We start from the raw sequence: 10,903 nt of genomic DNA on the forward strand, positions 1-10,903 counted from the left end.
TGTTAAATAAAAGTACGAATAATTCATATAATCTGATAATTTTGTGCTGTTGTTCAAAAAAGTATATATTGAACACAATTACTACGCATACCGCCGAAGGCAGCGTGAATGCTTGTGACAAAAAAATAAATGATGAACAAATAACCGAGTGAAACGAATTCATTTATACAAATGAAGATCACTCATAAATATCATAAATAATTTATACGGATGAAAAAAAACATTTATATATTGTTTTTATTGCTGTTTGCATCAATTCAGGCCAGTCTTGCGCAACGTCAAGTTATTGATCGCGTTGTAGCAACGGTTGGATCGGGCATTATCTTACAGTCCGACGTGGATATGCAATATTCTCAATGGTTGGCGCAAGGGAATAAACCAGATGAAAACTATAAAGATGGTATATTGGAACAGTTAATTGTCCAAAAATTATTATCTCAACAAGCCGTAATTGACTCCATCGATGTAACCGAGACCGAAGTTGATGACAACCTCAATGCACGTCTGCGCCATATGTCCCAACAGGCAGGGGGGCAAGAACGTCTTGAAAAATTCCTTAACCGCTCTTTATTGCAATACAAAGAAGAAATGCGTCCTAGTGTTTTCGAACAATTAAAAGCGCAGAAAATGAGACAAAACATCGTTTCTAAGATAGATGTAACTCCGTTGGAAGTAAAGCGTTATTTTGAAGGCTTGAATAAAGACAGTCTGCCTTACTTCAATACCGAGGTAGAAATCGGTGAAATTGTCATGATGCCCAAATTGACCGATGCAGAGAAAAAGGAACAGCGAGAGAAGATTGAGGGTATCCGCAAACAGATTGTAGATGGCTCGGACTTTGGTACAATGGCCCGTATATATTCTCAAGATCCCGGATCTGCCCCTTATGGTGGTGATTTAGGTTTTGGTACACGTGACAACTATGTAAAGGAATTCTCTGCGATGGCTTTTAAATCAAAACCTGGAGAAATATCACCTATTGTAGAATCCAAATATGGCTTTCATATTATTCAGGTGCTAGAAAGACGTGGCGAAGAGGTACACACACGCCATATCCTGATGAAGATCAATCCTGGTGCTGCAGCGTTGGAACGAACAAAAAACAAATTGGACAGTATCTATAAATTGGTTGTTGACAAAAAAATGGATTTCTACCATGCCGCTACAAATTATTCAGATGCAGAGGAAAGTAAATTCAATGGTGGTATGATCTTAAATCAAGAAGGCTCAAGCCGCACAACCGTAATTCCTATGGATGGCTTGGAGAAATCAGTATTTACAGCAATTGATCCACTAAAACCAGGAGAATACTCCAAACCAGAGCAATTTACAGACAAAATGGGCGATGTAGGCTACCGTTTCAATTACTTAAAAACACGTATCCCACCGCACAAAGCAAATTTGGATGAGGATTTCACAAAGATCAAAGAGGCCGCCGTTCAGGATAAAACCAATCGTAATCTGAGCAAATGGTTCGATGATAAATTGAAGACCACTTACATTAATATCAGTGATGACTTCGGTCAGAGTGAAGGATTGAAAAAATGGAAAAAACAATAAGTGTACAATACACTTATCCTATAAAAAAAGGGCTTGAATAGTATATATTCAAGCCCTTTTTTTATTTTGCAATCGTCATGCTATTTCTCAAACATCATCTCGATCAGAATATTCCAGTTCGCTTTCTTCACATCATCCTTCGCCAATTCGCTCAGTTGCCAGATACGAATATAATTATACTTCACAACTTTATCCTTTTGTCGCACCGTTGCAGTTCCCTTGGTATAGGCAAAATCGCCACTATAAGAACGTTTTACTTCTTCGGGTACTGTTTCTATCGTCATCCGTTGTTTTTTGAGATAAGCCATCATTGTTGCCTTTCCTTCCATCGGACTGGTCCAAGGAAACAAAAAGCGGACATCTTCGCTTAAGAACTCCTTATATGCGGTTGGGTTGTCTGCCTTCAAAACTGTTGACATCAATTTGTCCGTCTCCAGGACAATATCTTCACGCTGATCCAATCGCACTTTAGAGCGATGCTTCAGATACCACGAATCCGTAGGTTCGATATATTCAAGATCAAATTCCCCATCCTTCCCGTTATTTTCAACTTCGGCACGAATATCGACCAGCCACTTGCCCTTCTTATTGCGTTTCCACACAGTCAGGTATTCTCCATGACGCAGTCTTGCACCTACTTTCTGAAAGTCCATAGACCCCGAAGTCACACCAAACTCCTGACTTTTAGCAATCAACGCAAACGTAGGCTGCCAATTTAAAACATCGGGAATATTTGGTCTATTATTAAGATAGTTATAAGCATTTACTGCTGACGGGACATAAAACGTAGATTCCTTATCAATGATCGAAAGAAACGCCTGATGCGGCGTAGACGCTTTAGCCAATGCAGCAGCATCCTTATCAGCCTGCAATAGGCTTCCAACTTTCTCAGGTATCTGCGCGTATAGTGTTGTACCAGCAACACTCATCACTGCGACGACGGATAGCCTATTCCAAAAATTCATATGCAAAATGATCTTTCTTTTAAAGGTTATATGGAATATCCTTTGGTTTCCACGATGATGTGTTTTCCCAATAGGAATATTCCATTTTATTCCTCTTTTATAAATTCGATTTCTTATCTATCAAATCTTATTCCAAAGTGTTCCTTCTTTGCTATCTTTCAATTGAATTCCAATAGAATTAAGCTCATCACGAATACGATCTGAGGTGACGAAGTCTTTATTTGCTTTGGCTTCATTACGTAGTTTAATGACCAGATTCATGACGTCATCGATATCATCGGATGCTGAGGTCTGATCGTTTCTAAGCCCTAGGATATCCTCAACAAATTCTTTCATGAATACTTTAAGACCTTCCAATCCTTCAGCTGTTACTTTCGCTTTGCCATCATAAATCGAGTTGATGACACGTACAATTTCAAACAATTCGGCAATGAGTACAGGGCTATTAAAATCGTCATCCATAGCTGCATAACACTTGCGGTGGATTTCAGCTAAATTGAATGAATCAGCACCTTTCGACACCTTCAATTTGTCTAAAAGACTGATCGCAGTCATTAGCCTTTTATACCCTTTGTCGGCTGCATCCAATGCCTCATTAGAGAAATCCAACGTACTTCTATAATGTGCCTGCAACATAAAGAAGCGTACGGCCATCGGCGAATAACCTCTATTCAATAAGGGGTGATTTCCAGTAAATAGTTCGCCCGGTAAAAATCCATTTCCTGCAGATTTGGACATACGAGCACCATTTACAGTCAACATATTCGTGTGCATCCAATATTTGGCAGGGCTCGTATGGTTACATGCTTCAGACTGTGCAATTTCATTGGTATGATGTGTAGCTGCCAAATCCATTCCACCGCCGTGAATATCAAACTGATCACCTAAGTACTTTCTGCTCATGGCCGAACATTCAATATGCCAACCAGGAAAGCCAACACTCCAAGGTGCAGGCCAACGCATAATCGTTTCAGGTTTTGCTTTGATCCACAAAGCAAAATCCAAACGCCCCTTTTTCTCATCCTGACCACTCAATTCACGGGTATTATTGAGCATATCTTCTAATTTACGATTGGTCAATATCGTATAATCGTATGTTTCAACGTATTTTTCAACATCAAAATAAACCGTACCGTTCCGCTCATAGGCATAGCCATTCTCTATAATCTGTTCGATCATTTCAATCTGCTCGGAAATATGTCCTGTTGCAGTAGGCTCAATACTGGGCGGCAACGTATTGAAAAGACGCAATACGTCATGAAAACCTATCGTATACTTTTGAACGATTTCCATTGGTTCCAATTGTTCCAATTTTGCTTTTTTTGCAAATTTGTCATCCCCTTCATCACGATCGCCTTCCAAGTGCCCTGCATCGGTAATATTGCGCACATAACGCACTTTATAACCAAGATGACGCAAGTATCTAAAAATCAAATCAAAAGACACAAACGTCCGACAGTTTCCCAAATGCACATCACTGTACACTGTGGGGCCACATACGTACATACCAACGAGATTGGGATGAATAGGTTCGAATTTTTCTTTTGTTCGCGAAAGCGTATTATATAAAAAGAGATTATGGTCCATGTTTAATCGCTGCTTGGAAATCTATTTTTGTCTGAAATATATTTGAATTGGCACACCTGTAAAGTCAAAGTGCTCACGCAATTTGTTTTCAATAAAACGTTTGTACGGATCTTTGATGTATTGTGGCAGATTACAGAAGAATGCAAACATCGGTGTCCGTCCTGGCAACTGTGTTGCATATTTAATTTTAATATATTTACCCTTTAAGGATGGCGGTGGATAATTCTCGATAATATCCAACATCACTTCATTCAATTTGGAAGTAGGGATCTTTTTGGTCCTGTTGGCATATACCTTGTCGGCAACTTCCAACACCTTAAGAACACGTTGTTTTTCGGTTACGGAAGTAAAGATAATAGGCACATCTGTAAATGGTGCTATTTTCTCTTTGATGCGATCTTCAAAAGCCTTCATTGTTTTGTTGTCTTTTTCAATCAAATCCCACTTATTGACAACAATTACGATACCTTTACGGTTCTTCTCCGCCAGGTTGAAAATATTAACGTCCTGCGCTTCTAATCCATCCTGTGCATCCAACATTAAAATCGTCACATCAGAATCTTCCAAGGCTTTGATGGTACGCATCACCGAATAAAACTCAATATCTTCATTTACTTTGGACTTACGACGAAGACCTGCAGTATCGATCAATAAAAAGTTATGTCCATATTGATTGTAATGTATACGGATTGAATCACGTGTTGTCCCCGCCATTGGCGTTACAATATTGCGATCTTTTCCGATCAAAGCGTTTGTCAAAGAAGATTTACCCACATTCGGGCGGCCTACGATGGTATATTTAGGTAAGGATTCTTCTTCTTCCTCCTCCACTTCGAAATGAGAAACCACAGCATCCAACAATTCACCTGTACCCGATCCTGTAGCCGACGAGATATTGAAGACCTCTCCTAAACCAAAGGCATAAAACTCTGCCGATTCATGATGCAATTTCGCGTGATCGACTTTATTGGCCACTACATACACAGGTTTGGAGCTTCTTCTCAGAATATCAGCGATTTCGTCATCCAAGTCGGTAATGCCAGTGGTGACATCCACCATGAATATAACGACCGAAGCTTCTTCAATAGCGATATAGACCTGATCGCGGATAGCCTCTTCAAAGACATCATCCGAACCATGTACAAAACCACCTGTATCAATTACTGTAAATTTCTTTCCGATCCACTCGGCTGTTTCATAATGACGGTCGCGCGTCACCCCGCTAAAGTCATCAACAATCGCTTTTCTACTTTCCGTAAGACGATTGAATAAGGTAGATTTACCAACATTTGGACGACCAACAATTGCAACAATATTTGCCATATTTATTTTATTTGATCCACCCGCTCTCACAGCAGATGGCACTTTTATGCTAAAAATATACTTAAGGGAACAAAGATACGGATTCAAAAGGGATTATCGCGACTCAAAAACAAAAATGGCTTTACCGTGAAGTAAAGCCATTTATAGGGTTTAAATTATAAATATTCGTCTAGTTAGACGTTGGATTCTGAGTCAATTTACCCGGATATGAATTGATCGCATCCTGAGGAATAAAATAAGTCACTCTAAAATCTGTCGGTACAATATCCTCAAATTGTTTCTGTGGCCCCGGATACGTCCGGTTTAATGGATCTCCGTTACGGAACACATCATAGCTGCGTTCAGCCTGATAGGCCAATTCCAACTGACGCTCTTTGTCAATCAGTTTGCTTGCACTGGCCGCATCAATTGAAGTATATCCGCCATTGACAATAGAACGATTTCTGATGGTATTTAAATCATTTAAAGCAGCGCCATAGTTACCTAATTTTGCGTTAGCCTCTGCCCGGTTTAAATAAATTTCACCCAAGCGGCTGATTACAGGCGAGTGCAGTTGAGACTCCTCGCCTTCACGTGAGCATTTCACAATATAAAACTGTGGATAAGCACGGTTTAAGGAAATATAGTAATCAATCATACCCGAATAGGTATTACCGTCTTCATAGGTAATGGAATAAGTCTGCTGACCAGCATTAATTGTCGCTAAAGTATATTCTTTAACAACTTCTTGATCACCCACCTTTTTTACTTCTCGAGCAATTACTGTATTCCCATTAATAATGGCCGGAATTTGCACATAACTTAATGTTTTAGGGTCACCGACTTTTGCAGGTGAGTTCTGTTTGATAAATCGAAAAACTGTTGAGTAATTGCCTTTATCGTCTTTGGAATAAGTCGGCTCTATAAATGCTGCGCGTGCGTCGACAATCGTATAATGATCTGGTCGCCAGTCATTACGACCAGTTTCATTTAAAAGATCAATATATTTGGCACTGGAATACATCTCACCCCAGCCCATACCACCAATATTGGAATACATACCACCGATACCATAATAATGATCATCGCCCGAGAACTCAGACGCAACACGTTTCACCGCAAAGATGGTCTCCTTGTTATCTTCAGGTCTAAAGGTATTATATTTCATGAACTGCTCACGGGCCAACAAGACATATTTACCTGAATTAATCACTTTATTGGCATACTCTAAAGAAAGACGTGCATATTCCGCGTTCGGATTCTTATATGTCCCGCTCATGTATAGATAAATGCGGGAAAGCATTGCCTGCGCTGCACCTTTGGAGGCGTATGCTGCCCCTTTATCAAGTGTGATTAAAGCTTCTGCTTTTTTCAGATCACTGATCGCTTGAGCGTATGTATCTTTGACAGACGAACGATCGGGCAAGTTCAAATCATTGAAGACATCGTCAGGAGTACCATTAACGATCGGAACACCAAGATTTGTCTCTGGACTTTGATAATATGGCTTCCCAAATGCACGGCAAAGGTAAAAATACATCATTCCACGGATGTAATAACATTCACCCAATTTATTATCCATTTCTGTACTCTGACCTTCCGCAAACATCTTGATAACGTTCGAAGACTGTGCAATAGCCTTATAGCCATAGTCCCAAAAGTTCTGCAAACGGTAATTATTAGGCGTTCTCGCATAGGAGATAAATTCGTAAAACGCATCTGTCGATGACCCACGGATCATCATATTATCACCAGCGTATTCACCAAGACGGTGCATCGGATCAGACCAAGCTTTTAACTGCGCATAAGTACCTGTTACCATTGCATCAGGATTACTTGCAATATTTTCTTCGTCCATTGAAGTATAAGGAAGACGATCTATATCGCAGGAGGATACTGCCGTTGCGATCAAAAGTCCTATTAATATCTTTTTCATTGTTGATTTTCTAAACGTTAAAATTAAAATGTTACGCTTGCGCCGAACATGTATTTGCGAACCATAGGATAGACAGAAACTCCGGTAGATCGAATCATTTGACCGCCCCCGCCTTTGCCATCTGGCTCAGTCAATGGAAGTTCCGGATCAACACCCGAGTAGTTTGTAATCGTAAACAAATTCTCTCCAGCTAAGAATACACGTAAATTTTTGATATTGTATTTCTTTAGATCAAAGTTATACCCTAAGGTCAGCGATCTCATTTTCAAGAAATTGTTGCTCTCTAAAAAGCGTGTTGAAGGTGAATTACCTTTATCTTGGTTGTCGTATCTTGCAATCGGGTGAGTGGCAACATCACCAGGTTTTTCCCAACGGCTCCAACCATCCTGTAACTTCATCTGGTTACGATCGGTATAGGTTCCATCCGAATCAAATTCCTGACGCGAATAATTATATAATTTACCACCCAAGGAGAAACCGAACACCGCATTCAGGTCAAACTGCTTATAACTTAAAGCTGTACTGAAACCTCCAAACAGTTCAGCATTTCCTTTTCCTGCATTACGGAAAGTTGCATTGGAATAGTTCGACGTCGTTGTCCTCGTTTCATTGCCATTGGCATCTGTCTCGTATCGATACCACATTGGCAAACCATTATCTACGTTAACACCAGCCCATTCTTTTAAATAATAGGTATCTACCGGAAGACCAGGTTGAAGCAGACGTTGCGCCGATCCAGCGATACCTGATCCGTCACCTGCGATAATTGGTTTTGAAACAAGATTACCATTGGCATCTTTTGTCGCAAATAGCTCGGTCAATTTATTCACATTGTGACTCAAATTAACATCCAAGCTCCAATGTACATTGTCATTTCGAACGATGTCGCCACCGATGGTCAATTCAATCCCCCGGTTTTGCATCTTACCAATATTTTTCCAGATAGAAGTGACACCGGTCAGACCGCTGATTGGCACTTGATAAAGTACATTATCGGTCTTCTTGTCATAATAATCAACATTGAATCGCAATCTATTCTTAAACAAGGCTGCATCCACCCCAAAACCAGTTGTATAGGTTTTTTCCCAAGTCAGATCTTTATTACCGATTTGGCTAATTAATGCCCCTGGTATACCATTATAACTTGATGATGCAGACACAGAGTAAAGACTATATTGTGGATATAATGAACTTGGTCTATTACCTACCGATCCGTAAGCCGCTCTCAGTTTTAAATTATCTACCCAATCAGCCTTGAACCACTCTTCCTTATTGATATTCCAACCACCACTAACTGAAAAGAAGTTTCCATATTTTGCATTGGTACCAAAATTGGATGCTCCATCACGACGGAACGATACCTGTGCCAAATATTTATTATCGTATGCATAGTTTACATTAGACAACAATGACTGTACTGCCCATTCGGAAATTCCGCCTCTGGTTCGCTCTGGTTTTGCAACAACATCCAATACCTCGAAACCATTTACAATCCCCGTCCCATAAGCATCTAAGGTTTTTGTCCAATAGTCGTTAAATTCGTATGCAGCCAATCCATTCAGGCTATGTTTATCCCAAGTCTTGTTGAAACGTAAAATCTGGTTGGTATATCGACGGGCAAATTCCATACGATAATCTGTCACACGTCCAATTACACTTTCGCCACTGTTTGATCGTGGATCTTGATACCCGCTATCGGAATAACTATTGTAACGATAATTATTCACAGAAGAGAAAGTCAACCAATCCGTTAATTTGATATCAAAATCCAAATTACCCATAAATTCATAGTTGGTATTGGCACTATGATTCCATTGCAGATCATATAAGTAATTTGTACTTGCATTGTTGACCCAGCCGCTGTAACGATGTGGCACTAAATTTCCATTTGCATCGTAAGGACTATCCCAAGGCAGATTTCCATACATGGCATTGACATCATATTGGCGATCATCTACTGCACGTCTCGATCCAGCAATAGACGGTTTGATTGTCAACCAGTCAAAAGGTTTGTAGTTAGTACGTAATCTAAAATTATAACGGTCGTAATCATACCCCTTTACAGCACCGGCTTCGTTGTAATAACCTAAAGACAAGTAAGATTGTAATTTTTCATTACCACCCTGAATGGATAGATTGTGGTTTTGAACAAATCCGGTTTTTGTGGCCAGCTTCCACCAGTCAAAATTGCTATTACGTAATTCAGAATTCCAGCGTGGAAATTTGATGTCACCTGGGTTAGAAAAAGAGGCAAAATAATCATACAGTTCAGCTCCATCCATCATTTCCATGTGCCCATTGGAAAGTTGGTTGATACCCATTTTTGTAGAAAAGCTAATGCTTGTTTTGGATGCCGAAGGATTTTTTGTTGTAACGACAACAACACCATTCGCGCCTTGAGAACCATAAATTGACGTTGAAGCAGCATCTTTTAGGATGGTTAATGACTCAATGTCGTCCGGATTGATATCACCTGGGCTTGAGCCAACGATAACACCGTCAATGACCCACAATGGGCTCGTCGTACCACTTAATGTTGCCTGACCACGAATCACAACACCACCATTTGACCCTGGTTTACCGGCTCCTGGTGCAACATATACCCCGGCAGCTTTACCATTCAGCATGTTTTCAACCGATGGCGTAGTGACATCACGTAATTTGTTTCCTTTTACCGCCTGAAGGGCTCCAGTCAAACTCTCTTTTTTCTGTTGTGTGCCATAACCGACAATGACAACTTCCTGGAGTGCCTCACTATTCGACTCCAGATTGATGTTAACAACCGGTCCTGTCACGGTCACTTCTTGTGCTTTATAACCAACACTTGTAACGACCAGTACATCACCATTTTTAGCATCTATTGTAAAACGTCCATCTGCTCCTGCGGATGTCGATTTACCGCTCCCCTTAACGCTAATGGTTGCTCCAGCCAATGGGCCGTCTGTAGACTGCACTTTTCCATTCACTTTTTGTTGATAAACCGCGTCATTCAACAAAATATTGTTGTTTGGAAACGTAAGACCATTAGCATTAGCCGAGTTGTGTGTACTTGTAATGAGTAAAGCTAATGATAACAGACTCAACTTGTGATTGTCGAGAATCTTTGAAATCATAATATTTAATAGTTAGTTTAAAAATTGATTAGCTTGCTAATCAAAATTTAGGTACATGAATGCTAAAACTAAAGGATGATGACAGCATATCAAAATTTAGTAGCAACGAAATCGATTGCGCCAATTAAACAAACGATTGCATAAACACACATTTTACAGAGCAATCCAATATCAAAAAAGTAGAACGATTAAATAACAGCAAAAGACAGTTTTTTAACAACCTCACGACAATCGATAAAGAGAAATTTAGAAGAGTAGGAAAAAAGATGATCCTGAAAAACAGGCGGTATTATAGCGTAAATTAGGACACAAAAAAAGCCAAGATATTCACCTCGGCTTTTTTCTTTTAGTAGCGGGGACCAGACTCGAACTAGTGACCTTCGGGTTATGAGCCCGACGAGCTACCAACTGCTCCACCCCGCAATGTATTTTAAGTTTCT

General features: G+C 40.0%; 6 protein-coding genes and 1 tRNA gene. 1 reads left to right on the plus strand and 6 read right to left on the minus strand.

Annotated elements, in window-relative coordinates:
- The first annotated feature begins 210 nt into the window (after positions 1–210).
- The gene (locus M2419_RS26145) at positions 211–1,560 is read left to right on the plus strand and encodes a peptidylprolyl isomerase (protein WP_153845733.1); all 1,350 of its coding nucleotides are present in this window, start codon (positions 211–213) and stop codon (positions 1,558–1,560) included.
- 80 nt (positions 1,561–1,640) lie between these two features.
- Here M2419_RS26145 and M2419_RS26150 read toward each other — a convergent pair whose 3' ends face one another.
- The 6 genes from M2419_RS26150 to M2419_RS26175 all read right to left on the minus strand — a co-directional run bounded on the left by M2419_RS26150 (position 1,641) and on the right by M2419_RS26175 (position 10,886).
- Entirely contained in the window at positions 1,641–2,525 is an 885-nt protein-coding gene (locus tag M2419_RS26150) for a DUF4440 domain-containing protein (RefSeq protein ID WP_153845734.1), read from the minus strand.
- 120 nt (positions 2,526–2,645) lie between these two features.
- A complete protein-coding gene (gene cysS / locus M2419_RS26155) occupies positions 2,646–4,112 on the minus strand; it encodes a cysteine--tRNA ligase (protein ID WP_153845735.1) in 1,467 nt (488 codons plus the stop codon).
- 21 nt (positions 4,113–4,133) lie between these two features.
- The gene (der, locus tag M2419_RS26160; protein WP_153845736.1) at positions 4,134–5,435 is read right to left on the minus strand and encodes a ribosome biogenesis GTPase Der; all 1,302 of its coding nucleotides are present in this window, start codon (positions 5,433–5,435) and stop codon (positions 4,134–4,136) included.
- Between the two features lie 169 nt (positions 5,436–5,604).
- A complete protein-coding gene (locus M2419_RS26165) occupies positions 5,605–7,350 on the minus strand; it encodes a RagB/SusD family nutrient uptake outer membrane protein (protein ID WP_153845737.1) in 1,746 nt (581 codons plus the stop codon).
- A 23-nt stretch (positions 7,351–7,373) separates the two neighbouring features.
- Positions 7,374–10,463, minus strand: a complete 3,090-nt coding sequence (locus tag M2419_RS26170; protein WP_153845738.1) for a TonB-dependent receptor — start codon at positions 10,461–10,463, stop codon at positions 7,374–7,376.
- Between the two features lie 350 nt (positions 10,464–10,813).
- Positions 10,814–10,886, minus strand: a tRNA-Met gene (locus M2419_RS26175).
- Positions 10,887–10,903: the final 17 nt, after the last annotated feature.

The organism is Sphingobacterium sp. BIGb0116, assembly GCF_024808035.1.
Taxonomy (GTDB): Bacteria; Bacteroidota; Bacteroidia; order Sphingobacteriales; family Sphingobacteriaceae; genus Sphingobacterium; species Sphingobacterium paramultivorum.